We start from the raw sequence: 16700 nt of genomic DNA, 5'->3' as shown, positions 1-16700 counted from the left end.
CCATCGATGCTGACCTCCTCTCAGCCAGCATCTTGAATCACATTCGACAACAAAAGGGAATCCGCGATTCAAATAAAATCAGAAACGCTCTAAAGGGACCGCGTTATATGTTAGCGTGTTGCGAGGGGCTTCCCCGAGACCTTGCCTGGGATCACGCAGGTTTGTTTTCCGGGCACTGCGGAGCTGTGGTCAGACTGACGGTCGTCAATTTCTCGGCTGCCTCTTTCTGGCCTTGATGTTTAACACCATATGTCGGGAATCTAGGCATCTGGGGATGTCGTTTGTTCGGTAAGGTTTGGATGAAATTGTTGAGCGCTTCTCCGTCTGTCCTGTGTCGTCAGCCTTGCGGCCGCTGACCGATGGAGCGCGTCGCCGAACAGCGGAAGCCGGATGAGCGTCGATGGGGACTGATCCCTTCGATCCTGCTGCATATCCTGTTTTTCGCGGCGCTTTTCCTGCTGCCGGTGGTGGCGATGCCGATACCGCAGCCGGAAGACAGCATCAATGTCGAGATGGTGCCGCAGCCGAAGGAGCAGGCACAAAATGCCGCCAAGCCACAGGAGCAGCGATCCGGCCGTTTGCCGACGCCGACGCCTAGACCAGATCAGAAAGATCCTTCGAAGGAAAAGGCCGCATCCACCGACAAGACGGAAGGCGAGCAGACCGCCGACAAGCTGAGTGACAAGAGCAAGACGAAGACTGAGAAGGGTCCCGATCCTAATGCGCAGGAGCAAAACGCCAAATCGCAAGAGCCGGCGCAGGCGGATAAGCCTGCGGATGTAAAGGCCGATCAGCCGTCACCGGCCACGCAGCAGGCTGACGCGCAGCCACAGCCGAGTGATACGCCGTCGCCGACACCGGCCGATGATCAGGCTAAGCCGCAAGACCAGACAGGCGATCACGCACAGGCGCAGCAGCAAGACCAAACGCCGCCCAATTCCGATCCGGCGACGGAGGCACAGAAGCCGGACCAGACACCGCAAACCAAGGACGCGAATACCCAGCCGCAACAGCAAACTGCTGATCAACCGGCGCTGGATGCTTCGGCCTCGCAGGTTGCGGCGGAGGCCAACGTGCAGCCGCAGGCGGATGTGACACCGCCCGCAAGCGATGCCGCTTCACAGCAGCAACAGGCACAGGAGGTAGCAAAGGCCGATGCGGAGGCGAAGGCCGCCAAGCCCGATGCCGCAACATCCGCGACCGATCCGAATTCCAGCGATCCGGCGTCAATGCCGACGCCGCAGGAGCTGGCGACGGACCAGGCGTCCGATACCCAGGTTATGGAGCCGGACAAGCCTTCGACGGATCAAGCCGGCACGCAGGCGGATCAAAAAGACGGAGCGGCGTCTGATCCCATTGCGGGACAAGCGAAGACCGCCGAAGGGCAGGTAGACCAGAATTCGCAGCAGCAGGCTGCGGCCGATCCCAAGGTCGCGTCGGATGTCGCCGTTCCGACGACCGGTGGCGCTCTGCCGCAGCAACAATCGCAGGATCAATCGATCTCGGGCGGCGCCAGCGACCCAACGGCTGGAACCACCTTCGTTCCCGAACCTCAACCTCGGCCGCAGCAGCAGCCGTCGTCAGCGGACGGTACACAACAGGCATCGATATCCGATCCGTCGCAGACGCAGCAAAAGTCAGGAGACAAAACCGGCGGTCAACAGGGTAAATTCATCCAGGCGAAGCGTTTCTACTCCGGCACGGAAATGGCGCGCATGTCGAAGGACGAGCTGGACGCCTGGAAAAAGCTGCCGCGGCTCGAGCGTGTCAGGCAACTTTGCAACAGCGAGGAAAAGCTGCAGTTCGGGCATGAGCTACACGCCGTCGGCTTTATAAATTCTGCTCTTTCGCCCGCGATGATTTCCCCGACCGGATTGTATGGTGATGGCGTTGCAATTCAAACGTCCAAAGGATGGCAACAGGTTCAATTCAAATGCCAGGTTGATGAGGATGCTTTGAAGGTTGCCGCTTTCTCCTATGCCGTCAAGGGGCGCGTTCCTGCAAGTCGGCTGGAGAAACTGGGTGTTCCGAGCAATTGATGGACGACACTCGCCTCATCAGCTTGAAACAATAATTTATCCCTGTGCCCGATCGAAATTCGGCCCATTTCATCATACAATTCACTCTATCTATTTGATTCAGTGTCCTCCCTTCGCAGTCCAACTCCAATGACAACGATTCACAGCCAATTCCAATTCGATGGCCGCTGGCCATTCAACACTGCGTGGCGTCCTCGTGGCGTTCGCATCCTATGCCGTTTTCGCGTTCAGTGACGCGTCGATCAAGGTATTGCATGGGACGCTGCCGTCCTACCAGGTGGCCTTCATCGGCGCGCTGTTCGGTTTTGCGGCCATTCCGTTTCTGAAGAGGCGAGGGGATAATTGGCTCGATATCGTCAAGACGACGAACCGGCCGTTGTGGATGCTGCGCTTCGTTTGTGGCGCGATCGGCACCATATGTTCGATCGTGGCTTTCACCGAGCTGACAATGGCAGAGGCTTTTGCGCTCCTGTTCCTGCTGCCTTCCTTCGTTACTATTCTTTCCGTCATCTTCCTCAAGGAGGACGTGCGCTGGCAGCGTTGGACCGCGGTCATCCTCGGTTTTGTCGGCGTGCTCATCGTGCTGCGGCCGGGCTTTCGCGAGCTTTCGATCGGCCATCTCTGCGCGGCGATCGGCGGCTTGAGCGGGGCCGTCTCGATCGTCATCAATCGCGCTCTCGGCTCGAAGGAAAAGCGCATCTCGCTTTATGGTGCGGTGTTGTTCGGCACGCTCATTGTCAGTGGATTGCTGATGCTGCAGGAGATGACGTGGCCAGCGGCGTGGCAATGGATATTCCTGGCGAGCTACGGCCTTCTCGGCGCCGCCGGCACAGTTCTGCTGATGAGAGCAGCGCAGTTGGCCCCCGCCAATCTCGTCGCGCCGCCCCAATACAGCCAAATGATTTGGGCGATCGGTTTCGGCTATCTGCTGTTCAATGACAGCATCGACCTGGCGATGGCGCTCGGCATCGTACTCATCATTTTTTCCGGACTGTTGACGCTAGCGCGGGAGCGCAAACGGGGGACCGCCTGCCGGCCGCCGTTGTTGCGGCCAATACCCAAGGCGCCCTAACGGCCGAGACATCAGAGAAATGATGTGCCTCGCCTGCGATCCCATCGCCGCGTCACCCGAATGAATGGGGATTAGGTTTATTGTCGCCATGAGGTGACAAGCCTATGGTTGTTGAGCGCGACCTGCATTGACGGGACGGGGCCCGAAACACCGGGGTGGTGGCGCGTAGTTCCGAAAACTGGGATGGTTTTTCCAGGGGCTTACGCGTGGATCAAACCGTTACTGCGTCATCTGCCTGCTCGTCTCAATGGATGCGCGACGCAGCGGAGGAGGTGTGGGATGACCACTTATATCGTTCTGCTCAATTGGACCGACCAAGGAGTGCGTAGCGTAAAGGAGTCGCCGCGGCGGCTGGATGCTGCCAAGAAGCAGTTGCAGGAGATGGGCGGTTCGTTCAAGCACTTTTTTTTGACCATGGGCGATCACGACATGGTTGCCGTCTGTGAGGCGCCCGATGACGCAGTGATGGCGCGCTTCGCCTTGACGCTTGGGATGGGCGGCAACGTGCGCTCGCGCACGCTGAAGGCTTTTCCCGAGGCCGCCTATCGCGAAATCATGGCGTCCTTGGGATAGCGTTGGGGGCTATTTTGTCACTGCTGAAACCCGGTCAGCGGCTGTTGACCGGGTATATGGAAGATGTGGCCAGCCGTGTCGCCATTGACCGCGACGGCCGACTTCGAAAAGATGCCGGCTGATGAACGGAATGGCGTTGCGATATGGAAAAGCCTTGTCTCTTTGGCGCGGATTATAGCGTCTACGTGCGAATTGCCCGGCTTGCGTTGCTCGAGAAAGGCGTCGAGCACGAGAGGGTGCCGATAGATGTTTTCGCTGAGGGCGGGCCGCCGGCATCCTATCTCGAGCGGCATCCGTTCGGGCTCATTCCGGCTTTCGAGCACGGTGATTTTCGGCTCTATGAGACGGCTGCGATCACACGCTATGTCGATGAGGTGTTCGATGGGCCGCGCCTGCAGCCGGTTGCGCCTCGGCAGCGGGCGCGGATGAACCAGATCGTCAGCATTGCCGACGGATATCTCTATCCTCATCTCGTTTGGGGCATTTGCGTAGAACGGGTCTTCAAGCCGGCCAAAGGCATTGCCGCCGACGAAGAGCGGATTGCCGCAAGCCTGTCCAAAGCCGCAATCAGCCTTGCCGCTCTTTCCGACCTGATCGGCTACACTCCCTGGTTTTGTGGTCCGGAGCAGACGCTTGCCGATCTCTATGTGGCGCCGATGTTCGACTATTTTCTCATGGCGCCGGAAGGACGCGAGATGATCGAGCATCATCCGAAATTGGCGTCATGGTGGTCGCGTATCGCTGTCCGGCCGAGCGTCAGCATGACCAATTTCAGCAGGCCGGAAGGGCGGCACGCATGAGGTCAGGCCAGTTCAGGATGCTTCGCTCTTCCATTGCCGGCGTGGAAGCCGTGGCAGCGGAGACCGGACATAGCTTTCCCAAGCATACGCATGATCAGTTCGGCATTGGCGTCATCGAGCGCGGCGCGCAGGTATCGCTGAGCGGGCGTGGCATGGTACGGGCTGAGGCAGGCGATGTCATCACTCTCAATCCAAACGAGGTGCATGACGGCATGCCGGTTGGCGAGAGCCGGGCTTGGTCGATGCTCTATTTCGATCCACGGCTGATGACAGATCTTCTAAGCGACGTCGGCGAAGGTCGTAGCGGGGAAGGGGAATTTCCCTCTCCCGTCATTCAAGACGGGCAGATCGCGGCGCGATTCAAAGCACTGTTTTCGATAGTGACCACTCAAGGCAGCCCGGAAACGGCGCTGCGGCGGAATGGACTGTTGTTATCGCTTGTTGCGAACGTGATGCGGGAGCAGCGGCAAGCGGATAGGAGTGCCGGCGCTCCTGCGGCGATCATGCGCGCTCGCAACCTCATGGATGATGATCCGGCAGCATCGGTGACGTTGGCCGATCTTGCCGAGGTAAGCGGGCTCAGCCGTTTCCAGCTCTTGCGCGGGTTTGCCAAGGCAACCGGGCTCACGCCGCACACTTACCTACTTCAGCGCCGCATCCTTCGCGCGCGGCGACTAATCGCCGGGGGCATGCCGCTGGCGGAGGCGGCGCTTGCCAGCGGATTTGCCGATCAAAGCCACATGACCCGGATCTTCGTGCGCAATTTCGGTGTGTCGCCACGCACCTATGCCGACACGAAGCGCTGAACGCATCTGCAATTTCGTTCAAGACCGGCGGCAGGCTCCGAGGTTTTCTTCTGCTCCAAATCAGAACCACAGAAGGAAAAGCCATGTATTTCCGCCATTCGAATGAGATGTGGAACGAATTCCCCGACTTGGTCCCCGGCGCACTCTTCGTGGAAGGGATCACTGTGGATGTTGCGATTACCGATCGTATCGCGAAGTTCCATGCGATCGCCGAAAAGCGGCTGACGGGCAGTTCAGAGGGTGAGATGCCGGAAATCCAAGCGTGGCGGCGCACTTTCTCGAAAATGGGGCTGAAGCCCACGCAATATCGCTGCGCTTCCGAGGCTTTGCTCAGGAGATTCCGCCAGGAGAAATCGTTGCCGCTATTGCATCCGCTTGTCGATCTCTGCAACGCGATCTCGATTGCTTTCGCCGTTCCCATTGCTGTTTTCGATCTTGCGAAAATTTCCGGCGATCTCGAAGTCAGGCATGCGACCGGCAGCGAAACTTATCTGACCTTCGCCGGTGAAACGGAACATCCGGAGCCGCGCGAGGTGATCTTTGCCGATGGTGCCGACCAGGCGCATGCGCGGCGCTGGACCAATCGTCAAAGCGGCCTCTCCGCCGTTCGCGACGATACGCGATCCGTGCTGATCGTTGCCGAAGCCATGCATGAGGCGGCCGGCGGTGATGTTCCGGGATTGGTCGCGACCCTTGTCGCAGAACTTACTGCCGTATGGTCGATCCAGGCCAAGACGAAGGTGCTCAGTTGCTCTTCACCACGATTTGATCTGTAGGTCTTCAGCTTTCGGCGTTAATTGGCGGTCGGAAACAAAAATGCGATTGACAAGCGCGGTATTCGGGCAGAGCAGGGAACCCAATAGATATTTCATATTGCTGATAAATCCTGCTCCGGGCGCTGCGCCTGAAGCCGAAGAAAGACATATGGACACCCTACAAAGCCAAGGCCGGGCAACCGTGCTCGGCCATCCCGGATATCGTTCCTTCGCTGCCTCTCGCGTCTTTTCCTCGATCGGTTTCCAATCGGTGACCGTTGCCATGGGCTGGATGATCTACGATCAGACGCATAGCGCCTTCTCCCTTGGCCTCGTCGGATTCTGCCAATTTTTGCCGATGGTGATCCTGACCTTCATCGTCGGTCATGTTGCTGACAGGTTTGACCGCCGACGCATTGGCCTAGCCTGCCAGTTGATCGAGGCTTTGACGGCGCTGGTGCTTGCAATCGCCGTTTGGCAACACTGGATCGGCCCGGCCGGCATCCTTGCTGCAGTCGCCGTCATGGGCGCTGCCACTGCCTTCGAACGTCCGACCATGGCGGCTCTTCTACCGAATATCGTGCCGCCGTCGATGTTGCAGATGGCCATCGCGACCTCCACGTCGATGATGCAGACCGCCTTCATCATCGGACCGTCGCTCGGCGGCCTGCTCTATGGAGTCAGCCCGATTGCACCTTTCGCAGTGTCTGCGGTGCTGTATGTCATCGCGAGCCTCAATGTCATTTCGATCTGCGTCGAACGACGGCAGCCATCGTCGCGGGAGCCCGTGACATTGAGTTCGGTTTTTGCCGGCGTCTCCTTCATCAGGAGTAGGCCGGTGATGATGGGCACGATCTCGCTCGATCTCTTTGCCGTGCTGCTCGGCGGCGCCACGGCGCTGCTGCCGATGTTTGCGCGCGATATCCTGCATGCCGGGCCTTGGGGTCTCGGACTCCTGCGCGCCGCACCCGCAATCGGTGCTTTGGTCATGTCGATCTGGCTGGCGCGCCGACCGCTGCAAACGGATGTCGGCAAGAAAATGCTGTTTGCCGTTTTCGTTTTTGGCGTTGCCACCGTCATTTTCGCGCTCTCGACCAACATCATCCTCTCCGTCGCAGCGCTGCTCATCGTCGGCGCGTCGGATACAGTCAGCGTCGTCGTGCGCAGTTCGCTGGTGCAAATCCTGACGCCGGACAACATGCGCGGCCGCGTCAATGCCGTGAATTCCCTGTTCATCGGCACGTCCAACCAGCTCGGCGAATTCGAATCGGGGATGCTCGCCAGTGCGCTCGGCCCGGTTCTCACCGGCATTGTCGGCGGCCTCGGCACAATCGCGGTTGTGCTGCTCTGGATGCGGATTTTTCCGGATTTGAGCAAGGTGAAGACTCTCAAGGGATGAGGCGGCTTTGCTTCTGCTGTACCCGCCGAATGCCCTGCAAAATCCATCGGCTGCATTGTTTCGCATCTGGTTGATATCGCAGGTCAACGCAATTGCTTGAAAGGCCATCGACGTCAACCGCGCAGCCTGAGCAAGCCGGCCTCTGTCGCTGTAAAGCCCAGGCTCCGATAGAAGCCGGTGAGATGCGGTTGGAAATCGACATGCAGCCACTCCGCGCCGCGTTTGCGCGCAACGTTCGTTGCCATTTCGACAAGTCGGGTCGCTATCCCCTGTCGACGGAATTCCGGCGCGACGCAGGTATCGAGAATAAAGGCATGTATGCCGCCATCGGAGGCTACATTGACGAATCCTACCAGGCGCACTCCGTCGAACGCGCCGATATGGGCGAGGCTCCTCGATAGAATGACCGAGAAATCTCGCGCGGCGGCTTCGTTCCAAGCCGTAGCCCACAAGGCGTTGAGTGCCCCGTTTTCAGGATAGGGATCGATGCTGAATTCAATCGTCATAACGTCCCTCGTTCATTGTCGTTGAAACTGCAGTGCCAAGCTTATCCGCATAGCAAGTGGATGCAATTGGGGCATAAGGCTGATGATATCAGAGGATCGGAATGGAAAAGTGCATCCCATGTCGGATCGCGCTATAGTCAATCGTCTTTTGGGGGTGGAAACAGAACAGAGGAGATTGCTATGCCTTATGTGGATGGTTTTGTTATTGCTGTTCCGAAAGACAAGATCGAAATTTACAAGACGTTGGCGCGGAGGTCCGGCGATGTCTGGAAGGAATATGGTGCGCTTAGCTACGTCGAATCTGTCGGAGACGACGTGCCCTATGGCGAGCTGACATCCTTTCCCCGCTCCGTTCTGGCCAAGGAAGACGAGGTCGTGATCTTTTCCTGGATCACCTATGAATCTCGCCAGCATCGCGACGCCGTGATGGAAAGGGTCATGGCCGATCCGCGGCTGAAGGACGAAATGGCGAATATGCCCTTCGATGGCAAGCGTATGATCTATGGCGGCTTCGATATCTTTCTGCAGCTCTGATCTGTCTTGGGCCCAGCGGCTGGGCTTGACTTTCAGGCCGCTGCGGCCGACCTCAAAGGGCATCGCTGCGATCGCAACTGGAGATGCCATGCCGCAGACCGTCATTACACTGTCGACCCATGGCCAGGGGCTTTACGAGTTCACGGACCAAGCGGCGGAATTCGTCCGCGCAGCGACTTCGGCAGGCTCAGCATCAAGTGAGGGCCTGCTGACCGTCTTCGTCCGACATACCTCCTGCTCACTGCTGATTCAGGAAAATGCCGATCCCGACGTGCAGACAGATCTCAACGCCTTCTTCCGCCGGCTCGTGCCCCCTTCTTCAGACCCTTCGATGCGCTGGATCGTACATACGACTGAGGGGCCCGACGATATGCCCGCGCATATCAAGGCGGCGTTGACGCAGGTGTCATTCGGCATTCCGGTCATGCGCGGCCGTTTGGCGCTTGGCACATGGCAGGGCATCTACCTTTTCGAGCATCGCGACCATCCGCACCGGCGCGAAATCGTGCTGCATCTTTCGAGCTGACGCTGCGAAGTTCCCGTTAACCGATCGTCAACTATGCTGAATGCAATCTGAATGAGCAATTCGCGCTCGGTTCAGCTTGGCTGACCTAATGTGGCTTCAATCCCGAGGCGTCGGCAAAGTATCGAACCAATTCGGGATTGCAACGATCCGCAGTAGGACTTGAAGGAGAAACATCCATGATCGGCGTTTTCGCCAAGGCGGGCATTGCAGCCCTCATCACGCTCGGCGCGGTCTCCGCTACCGTTTCCGCTGCCTCGGCCAACGATCTTCAAGCGAGCGTTCATCAGGTGCGTTACGATCCGCATCGCGGCCGCATTTGCTCGCCGATAACAGCCGTGCAGAAGGCTCGCGCCATGGGCCTGCGCCGCGCCCGAATCCAGAATATCACGCCGCGCCGCGTCGTGGTTGACGGTTTTGGCCGACATGGTCCGGACCGCATCGTTTTCGCCAACGTCCCGGGTTGTCCGCTGATTCGCCGCTGATGACGAACCGCGGCAGATGGCGGAGCCTTCTACGTCGTGCTGCCGCGGCAATGTCTCAAGATTAGGAAAGTCGTCCGCATAAATGAAGGCGGCTTTTATTTTCTGTTGTTCGGCGAGTCGGCCACTGGTCTGGCTTTTGCTTTCATTGTACCTGAATAGCGTATGAACGGCTGATTCTGAACTTGTTCATTATCGTGCCGTTACTCCCGAGACATTCCCTCAGGAGCTGCTGCAAGCGCACGAGGGAACACCTTTCGTTCCATGGAGGACAAATGAAGCAATTGTTGGCAAAGTTGGGGATCGCCGCCGCGGTCGCCGTTACCGCGCTGTCGGGGACTACGGGATATGCTTCCGCCCAGGGCGTCGATATCTATATCGGTCCGGGCCGGCACCGGCCGCCACCGCCGGATTACGATATCCCGCCGCCGCGGTACGAGCGTCGTGGCTGTGACCCGCGCGAAGCCATGGATGTTGCCCGCAGCTACGGCCTGCACCGCCCGCGCGTGGTCGACGTAACGCCGCGCCGCGTCATTGTCGATGGTTTCGGCCGCCGTGGTCCCGACACGATGATGTTCGCCAATGTTCGTGGCTGCCCGCTGATCGGCCGCTGATATCGTCTGCGGACGCGCAATTGCGTCCGACGGCCACCGTCTGACGCTTTCGCTTTATCGGCGGGGGCCACGAAACCGCCCTTTGCTCGGTCCTATCGGATTTGAGCGAAGGGCGGTTTTGTTTTGGGCTATTGCTGGATTGCGTAGGTGATGCTGACCGAGGCGTTGTAGGTGTTTTCGCCGCTTGCCACCGGCACCGCCTTTTCGGCAGATGCCATGGCCATGGATTGACGCATATAGGGCTGCGGCGGCGTAACGATGGCACCTTCCTTAATCGAAATGAGGTGGCCGAGCTTGACGCCCGCCGCATCGGTCAAGGTTTTTGCCTTCGCCGTGGCATCGGCCACCGCGTTTTTCCGGGCCTCTTCCAGGGCAGCATCGGGCTTATCGTTGGTAAATTGAATATCGCCGCCCTGGTTGATACCGAGATTGATGGTTTGGTCGAGGAGGGCGCCGAGCTTGGAGAGATCCCGCACGCGCACTGTCAGCCCGTTGGTCACCTGATAGCCGGTCAGCGTCGGCGGCAAAGACTGGCCGTTCTTGTCGTTCTGATAGTCATATTGCGGCTGGATCGAGAAGCCCGATGTCTGAAGATCGCGCTCTGCAATGCCTCTATCCTTCAGCGTCGCCAGCACCGCGCCCATCGCCTTGTTGTTCTGATCGAGCGCATCCTGTGCGGCTTTCGCCTGTTTGACGACGGAGAGGGTGACGACGGCCATGTCCGGCGCGATTGCGGAATGTCCCTCGCCGGTGACCGTGATGAACGGCTCGCGCGGTTTTGCTTCCTCTGCGAAACTATGGGTGGCGGGCACGAGGAGAGTCGTGCCGAGAAAAGCGGCAAAAATAAAATCTCTGGTTTTCGTCATAGGCATGGCTCATTCCTTGGTTGGTGTTTCCTTGGGATTCGCTTTTGCGGATTGATTGTGAAGGTATTGCGGCAGTCCCTTGTGGGAAAAGACGAATTGGGCTAGAGCCAAGTCGGCGGTCGGGGAACCATTGCTCCGGCACTGCATGCACGGTCATTTTTCATCGTGCCGGGCCTGTAGCTCAATGGTTAGAGCCGGCGGCTCATAACCGCTTGGTTGGGGGTTCGAGTCCCTCCGGGCCCACCACCATCCTAAGGCGCTGAATTTCCTTAAAATTTTAGGCACTCAATTTTTGACGTACACGCCGCTGTACGCCAGACCGTACACATGCCGGGCCTACGAAAAGAGGTTGGTATGTATCTATGGCGACGGTCATGTGGATTCACGTTCCAGCAACGGGTTCCGGTTAATTTCCGGGAAAAGATCGGAGAATCGCCCATCCGGGTCAAGCTCGGCCCGCTTCCCATCCAGGAAGCTCGCCGTCGAGCGCGAATCCTAGCCGGCGCCGCGACAACCTTGCTGGAAGATCCAGATATGACACGAGAAATCCTGACTTCTACGCTTGCAACGCTGTCTGCGGAGCTCAGGGACCTTAAAAAGGAAGCAGCGTTGCTTAGTCCCAAGTTGTCGGCGTTAAGTGCCGTCCAGCGCTCGGAGTGGTACGATAGGCACCCTGAAAAACATACTGAGTTGGAAGCAATTCCGACGGGACCGATTCCCCATCGTTACCACCATAGCCATGAACACAGAAAACAACTTGTGGCCCTGCAAGAAAGACTTGGCAGGATCGGGCAGGCGCTGGCATTGGACAAAACTGCGTGGGAGGCTGAACGGACAACGTTCGAGACAGTCGTCGGCATCCTCGGTCGTGTCGAGAACAAAATAGCTACGCCGGCTGCGCTTCGAGCGTCGGCGCCGCCGGAGCCAGTCCAAGAGTCTGAGGCCGATGAAAGGGCGTTCAAGCCGACGACGCTACTGAGCGTGGCTGGTCGTTCCATTCTTGATGCCCGGAAAGTTGCGGTAAATCCCAACGACAAGGATGCCTCACGGTACGAGGAGCGACTGGAGACCGCGTTTGCAGCTTTCCTTGACGTCGTCGGCGACAAACCTTTGAGCTACTACCTGCCGATCCACATGCAGGACTTCGCGACTGTTCTTGCACGCCTTCCGCCGAACCGCTCCAAGTACGCGATTTTTAGTGGGCTGACGCTAAGGGAGATAGGCGAAAAGAACGCGAGGCTTCCACCCGACCAGCGGAAGAAATGTCTGTCGGAATCGACCGTTGCGAGCTACCTGTCGGAAGTCAAAAACATCTGGAGCCGGGTGGCAGCCGGTGTGCCAGGGCTGCGGGACATGGGAGCCTATCGCGTAACCATGCCGCAAGATGCCGAAGATTCTATCGACCGCGAGCCGCTGGCGGTAAAGTCTGTGAACGTCTGGCTTCGAGACGCCAAGACTTCGAAACGGTTGAAAAAGCCGCACCAAAGTTGGCTTCCCTTCGTCGGGCTGCTGACCGGCATGCGGCTGGCTGAGTTGGTCTACCTTCAGAAAACGGACATTATCGACGTCGAAGGCAACGAAGTTATAGACCTTCGGAAACCGCTGCTGATCAACGGGAGAGAGATCGACCGTCCGGCAAAAACGAAGACGTCGAAGAGGATCGTCGCCATTCATCCGCTGCTCCACGACAGCGGGTTTATCGAGTATGCGAAGAATGTGCAGTCCCGCGACGGATTCGTATTCGGACGCTTCCAGAAGGCTAACGACCCACCGGACGCCGCCCAGAAGCAGATGTCTAACTGGATGGAGGCACTTGGCATCCATGAGACGCAACGGCAAGTCTTCCATAGCCTGCGTCACAGCGCCAAGGACTGGCTCCGTGACAATGTTGGGGAGCGTCTGGCCGACAAGCAATGCGGCCATGCCCTGAACGGCGTAAGTGCGAACTATGGGGCGAAAGCGCTTAAGGCTTCGGAAGTCCGGAAGATCATGGCAATGCCTGCTCCTGAAGACGTGGATTTCTCACCCTTCATGCTTGCAAAAGGCCACGGAGCTTTATAGCGTAACTCGCAATTTATGGTCACGGTAAGCTTGAACCAAAAAACGCAAAAGTTGATTGAAAATGACGGCTCTTCCCAAAGCAAAAACGCTCAGTGATGACGAAGTCAGTGCCCTCGGATCACAAAAATCTCTTGTCGAGTATTTCGGCATCGAAGGCCTGTATGGGTATCGCTCAATCTCATTGGAATCGCCGTACGCGGCGACAATTCTGATCGCGAAGAATGGGTCCGGAAAAAGTACACTGCTAGGCGCTCTGGATGCCTTCTTAAAATGTCAGTTCTTCCGACTTCAGGGTTTGCAATTCGATAAAATTCGTTGCCGCCTTCGAGGCCTTGAAGAAGAGCTTACGCTCACAAAATCCGACATCGATAGTCTTGCAGATGTTTCGAGCGACAGTGAACTCGCGCGATACTCCAGATTGGCCGAGATTGACGTGACTACCTTGAGACGCTTTATAGCTGAAGATTTTCCGGTCTTAAGGGGCGACCACACGTCACTCAACGAGGACAAGGTCTTTAACGCCCTTTGGAAAATAACAAACTACAATTATTCCGAAGCAGTTAATATCTGCCAACGATTGCTTTCTAATCTATATTCTGACACTCCAACTTTATTTAATCTTCAAAGATCGATCAAAGAAGTTCTCAAGGACATTGAGATTGTATATCTTCCAACATTTCGTCGCGTCGAGCTTCCGCTTCAAAGTGATAGAGGTCGATCTCGCAAGGCAAGACTTCGGTTTTCTCAATCGTCCAGCTTATACGGGAGCGATATTCAGTTTGGCCTTAGCGATATTCACGAGCGCCTCGCCGACTTGAATCAGACCATTCTAAGTGAGTCAAATATCGGCTATCGGCAGATCAGCGCAAACATTATCAATGAACTGATCGACGGCACCTTTGAACGGGACGATTTTTCTTCGAATAACTTGCCAGATAGAGAATCCTTGGAGCTATTTTTCTCCCGGTTAAAGGAGGGGGGCAGACGCATCGGCCCATATCATGACGTCGTGATCCCCAATATTGAAAAGATCTATGGAGGAGAAGAACTTGATTTCGTTTCAAGAAAAACGCTGCGATACTTTTTGGGAAAATTATATACAGTAATTAACTCGACTAGAGACATAGAATTGCGTGTCGAGGAGTTCATTTCAATTTGCAATAACTATCTTGCCGGCCCTGATGACAGTGCCACGCCCCGGAAGGAGCGTCACCCCAAGGTTAAATCACAACGCGCAGACGGCAAAGTTCTTAGGCTAACTCGACGCAACTTGAAGGTGCATGCTGAGAGTGTCGCGTCGGAGCGGAAGATCCCGCTGGATTCCCTCTCATCAGGCGAGAAGCAAATGGTTTCGCTGTTTGCGAAACTGTACCTTTATGAAAAAAATAAAATCGTCCTGATTGATGAGCCTGAACTTTCAATGTCGCTCAATTGGCAGCGACAGATCCTTCCAGACGTCATCTCCGCTCCGCTGTGCCAACAAGTGATTGCGATAACACATTCGCCCTTCATATTTGACAACGCCCTCGAGCCGTATGCGAAGTCGTTGACCCTCTCTCTCGATCTGGAGTCCCTTTCGCCTGTCGGACTTGATGATGACGAAATTGCGTGAAGGTTTAGCGATAGTGGAAGACGAATACCTCGAAGAGATGAAGGACGCCAAAGATAGGGATGCCGTCCTCAAGCATGAACTGGTCAACATCCGCAGCGACCTACCAGAGTCAGTAATACTGGTTTTCGAAGGCGATGAAGATAAGATAGTATACTTTCAATGGATTAACAGGATAAATCCTGATTTTGATTATGAACCTCTTCCGCAGCGAGGAAAAAAGAAGGTTTTAAATCTTCGTGACGTCGTCCTTCGGGATAAAAACAATCTGTCGTCCGGGATATATTTTTTTATTGATCGAGACTTTGATGATCTAGGGGGCTTCGCAGCGCACCATAACACTTTCATTACTGATATGTACTCGGTGGAAAACTATCTAGTTTCGAGAGAAGTGCTTGATCTGTTTCTTATCAATGAATTTCACTGTCATGGGAAGCCCAAAGTTCGAGCCGAAATAACGAAGCATTTCGAGGGGGTATTTGAACAATTTCTTGATGCTACGGAATGTATAAACTTTCGAATCTACAAAGGTAGAAAGCTTAATATACATATTCCGGCAATTCCTGAAAAATTAAATTCAATCGCTGAAGTTAGTCTTTTAGAGGTGAAAGCAATTTCCTCGCCTCCATCTGAGATAATCAAGCTGAATAGGGAGCCGACACAGGACGAGATTAATTCCGTTGAAGAAGACTTCCGGGGACTAACAAGAGCTGAGAGATTTAGGGGCAAATTTATTCTAAAATTTTTCGAGCGGTGGCTCAAAGAGTTGGCGAAGGACTATTCGGCAGATGAACCTGTCTTTTTCAAGGATATCGTCAGGACATCCAATGCGAAGGTCGCCGAGATTACGTTGGGAACCATGGCATCGCGATCGACGCATCCGGCCGGTTTGAGCGAATTCATTAATTCGATGCGACCTCCAGTGCAGCCGGTTGAAAAAACGGCTTGACCTAATCAGGGCCGAACCTGAGCATTGAAAAACCGCCGGTCAACGGGCTCGCAACCCTCGCGGCGGTTTTTCGGAGATGTTCTCAAATGCTGAACGATGCCGTTGAAAATGTAAAGCCGCCGTTGACGGTCGTTTGAGCCCCCGGCTCGGATATGACCAGTCCGACGCCGCGCCGAACCCTACCCAGCCAGCCAAATTTGTTGACAGAGTCCCGCAGGGCATAGGCAAACGTGCTGCCGCCGCTGCCGCTCAGCTTGAGACATCCGTCGCCGTCCCGTCGCACACGACGCACGGCGTTGTCATGCGTTCGAATGCCGCGTGGCGGCTCGACCCCTTCGTTTGGGCGAAGCGACAGGCCGCGACGAAGATGCTGGACCAACAGACGGAATGCATCGCCGAAGCGCTCCTGCGCGCGGGCGTGAACGTTACTCTCGACGGCGATCTCACGATGATCGGAGCTGTGACGGGTGTTGTCGAGCACCAGCGCGTCTACCGCGCCGTGCGGTTCCTTCCAACCGTCGCCGGGCGCGACCGTCGTCCGATTGTCAACGGGCTGAAGCTGTTCATCTCCGGGCATCCGAATTCGCGTTATTTCCGTTACGCCGTCATGACGTGCGCCGAGCCGGTCCCCGTCGGCGGTGATCTTCGCAGCGTCATCCGGGCGCTATCTCGACGGATATCGAAATGGGCGTACGAAGCCCGCAAGAAATATCACGTCGAAGCTTTGTACCGGGGCATCGAGTTCACGCGTGCGACGGCGGCCGAGCGCGACGCTGAGGCTCATGCTCGCGGGCAGGCGTCGGATCTGTCGGAGCGGTGCGTATTCCGATGAAGCCGGCCATCGATTCCGATTTGAAGCCGGCCAGTCATTCCGATTTCATTCCGGCCGCCGTTCCGATTTGAAGCCGGCCATTTTTCGGACTGATCCTGGGTCCCGTTGATGTTGGGTTGGGTTTCGTTTCAGGTCAAGCTTGGAGTGTTTCGGACGCTATTGGCGAACGCTGTTTTCGCATGCTTTCGCCGGTGAGATCGATGCGATAGGCGTTGTGAACGAGGCGGTCCAATATGGCATCGGCGAGTGTGGGGTTTGCAATAATTTCCCACCAGCGATC

The 16700-nt window shown here is 56.5% G+C and carries 17 protein-coding genes, 1 tRNA gene and 1 pseudogene; 16 read left to right on the top strand and 3 right to left on the bottom strand.

All coding sequences use genetic code 11. The features are described 5' to 3' along the window. The first annotated feature begins 359 nt into the window (after positions 1 to 359). The 7 genes and pseudogenes from K290_RS0132000 (at position 360) to K290_RS0131970 (ending at position 7444) form a co-directional block, all read left to right on the top strand. On the top strand, positions 360 to 2039 hold the full coding sequence (locus K290_RS0132000; protein WP_028755281.1) for a DUF930 domain-containing protein: 1680 nt from the start codon (positions 360 to 362) through the stop codon (positions 2037 to 2039). Positions 2040 to 2199: 160 nt separating this feature from the next. Then, positions 2200 to 3134: pseudogene (locus K290_RS35590) on the top strand (DMT family transporter). Positions 3135 to 3390: 256 nt separating this feature from the next. Further along, complete coding sequence (locus K290_RS0131990; protein ID WP_028755280.1) at positions 3391 to 3684, top strand: GYD domain-containing protein; 294 nt, start codon at positions 3391 to 3393, stop codon at positions 3682 to 3684. Positions 3685 to 3827: 143 nt separating this feature from the next. Further along, positions 3828 to 4484: a glutathione S-transferase family protein gene (locus K290_RS0131985; RefSeq protein WP_028755279.1), complete on the top strand. Its 657-nt coding sequence runs from the start codon at positions 3828 to 3830 to the stop codon at positions 4482 to 4484. Then, complete coding sequence (locus tag K290_RS0131980; protein ID WP_028755278.1) at positions 4481 to 5290, top strand: AraC family transcriptional regulator; 810 nt, start codon at positions 4481 to 4483, stop codon at positions 5288 to 5290. Before K290_RS0131985 ends, K290_RS0131980 begins: the two co-directional genes overlap by 4 nt. An 83-nt stretch (positions 5291 to 5373) precedes the next feature. Next, entirely contained in the window at positions 5374 to 6066 is a 693-nt protein-coding gene (locus K290_RS0131975) for a B3/B4 domain-containing protein (protein ID WP_028755277.1), read from the top strand. A 148-nt stretch (positions 6067 to 6214) separates the two neighbouring features. After that, positions 6215 to 7444, top strand: a complete 1230-nt coding sequence (locus tag K290_RS0131970; protein ID WP_028755276.1) for an MFS transporter — start codon at positions 6215 to 6217, stop codon at positions 7442 to 7444. A 113-nt stretch (positions 7445 to 7557) separates the two neighbouring features. Here K290_RS0131970 and K290_RS0131965 read toward each other — a convergent pair whose 3' ends face one another. After that, complete coding sequence (locus K290_RS0131965; protein WP_028755275.1) at positions 7558 to 7950, bottom strand: GNAT family N-acetyltransferase; 393 nt, start codon at positions 7948 to 7950, stop codon at positions 7558 to 7560. Between the two features lie 180 nt (positions 7951 to 8130). Between K290_RS0131965 and K290_RS0131960 the strand changes: the two genes are divergently transcribed. The 4 genes from K290_RS0131960 to K290_RS0131945 all read left to right on the top strand — a co-directional run bounded on the left by K290_RS0131960 (position 8131) and on the right by K290_RS0131945 (position 10103). Continuing rightward, entirely contained in the window at positions 8131 to 8484 is a 354-nt protein-coding gene (locus tag K290_RS0131960; protein WP_028755274.1) for a DUF1428 domain-containing protein, read from the top strand. Positions 8485 to 8572: 88 nt separating this feature from the next. Then, entirely contained in the window at positions 8573 to 9010 is a 438-nt protein-coding gene (locus tag K290_RS0131955; protein WP_028755273.1) for a secondary thiamine-phosphate synthase enzyme YjbQ, read from the top strand. 176 nt (positions 9011 to 9186) lie between these two features. Next, entirely contained in the window at positions 9187 to 9492 is a 306-nt protein-coding gene (locus K290_RS0131950; RefSeq protein ID WP_028755272.1) for a hypothetical protein, read from the top strand. A 272-nt stretch (positions 9493 to 9764) separates the two neighbouring features. Further along, positions 9765 to 10103, top strand: coding sequence for a hypothetical protein (locus K290_RS0131945; protein ID WP_028755271.1), 339 nt, complete (start codon positions 9765 to 9767; stop codon positions 10101 to 10103). A gap of 128 nt (positions 10104 to 10231) precedes the next feature. On the opposite strand, the gene K290_RS0131940 is transcribed toward K290_RS0131945, so the two are convergent. Further along, complete coding sequence (locus K290_RS0131940; protein WP_028755270.1) at positions 10232 to 10975, bottom strand: SIMPL domain-containing protein; 744 nt, start codon at positions 10973 to 10975, stop codon at positions 10232 to 10234. Between the two features lie 164 nt (positions 10976 to 11139). On the opposite strand from K290_RS0131940, the gene K290_RS0131935 reads away from it, so the two are divergent. The 5 genes from K290_RS0131935 to K290_RS0131915 all read left to right on the top strand — a co-directional run bounded on the left by K290_RS0131935 (position 11140) and on the right by K290_RS0131915 (position 16420). Continuing rightward, positions 11140 to 11215, top strand: a tRNA-Ile gene (locus K290_RS0131935). Between the two features lie 288 nt (positions 11216 to 11503). Beyond that, a complete protein-coding gene (locus tag K290_RS0131930; RefSeq protein ID WP_065091562.1) occupies positions 11504 to 13030 on the top strand; it encodes a site-specific integrase in 1527 nt (508 codons plus the stop codon). A 61-nt stretch (positions 13031 to 13091) separates the two neighbouring features. Then, on the top strand, positions 13092 to 14642 hold the full coding sequence (locus K290_RS0131925; protein WP_028755268.1) for an AAA family ATPase: 1551 nt from the start codon (positions 13092 to 13094) through the stop codon (positions 14640 to 14642). Continuing rightward, positions 14626 to 15588: a DUF4435 domain-containing protein gene (locus tag K290_RS0131920; RefSeq protein ID WP_161631261.1), complete on the top strand. Its 963-nt coding sequence runs from the start codon at positions 14626 to 14628 to the stop codon at positions 15586 to 15588. The genes K290_RS0131925 and K290_RS0131920 overlap by 17 nt, the downstream gene beginning before the upstream one ends. A 301-nt stretch (positions 15589 to 15889) precedes the next feature. Continuing rightward, positions 15890 to 16420 carry a hypothetical protein gene (locus tag K290_RS0131915; RefSeq protein ID WP_154668702.1) on the top strand — a complete coding sequence of 177 codons (531 nt, stop codon included), beginning with the start codon at positions 15890 to 15892 and terminating at the stop codon, positions 16418 to 16420. 133 nt (positions 16421 to 16553) lie between these two features. Here the strand turns inward: K290_RS0131915 and K290_RS36955 are convergent. Then, positions 16554 to 16700, bottom strand: a 147-nt coding sequence (locus K290_RS36955; protein ID WP_161631257.1) for an ATP-binding protein, incomplete at its 5' end; no start/stop codon positions are given.

The sequence above is a fragment of the Rhizobium leucaenae USDA 9039 genome (assembly GCF_000426285.1).
GTDB classification, from domain to species: domain Bacteria; phylum Pseudomonadota; class Alphaproteobacteria; order Rhizobiales; family Rhizobiaceae; genus Rhizobium; species Rhizobium leucaenae.
The sequence above is the reverse complement of the archived record's forward strand: the minus strand, read 5'-3'. Positions and strand labels throughout refer to the sequence as shown.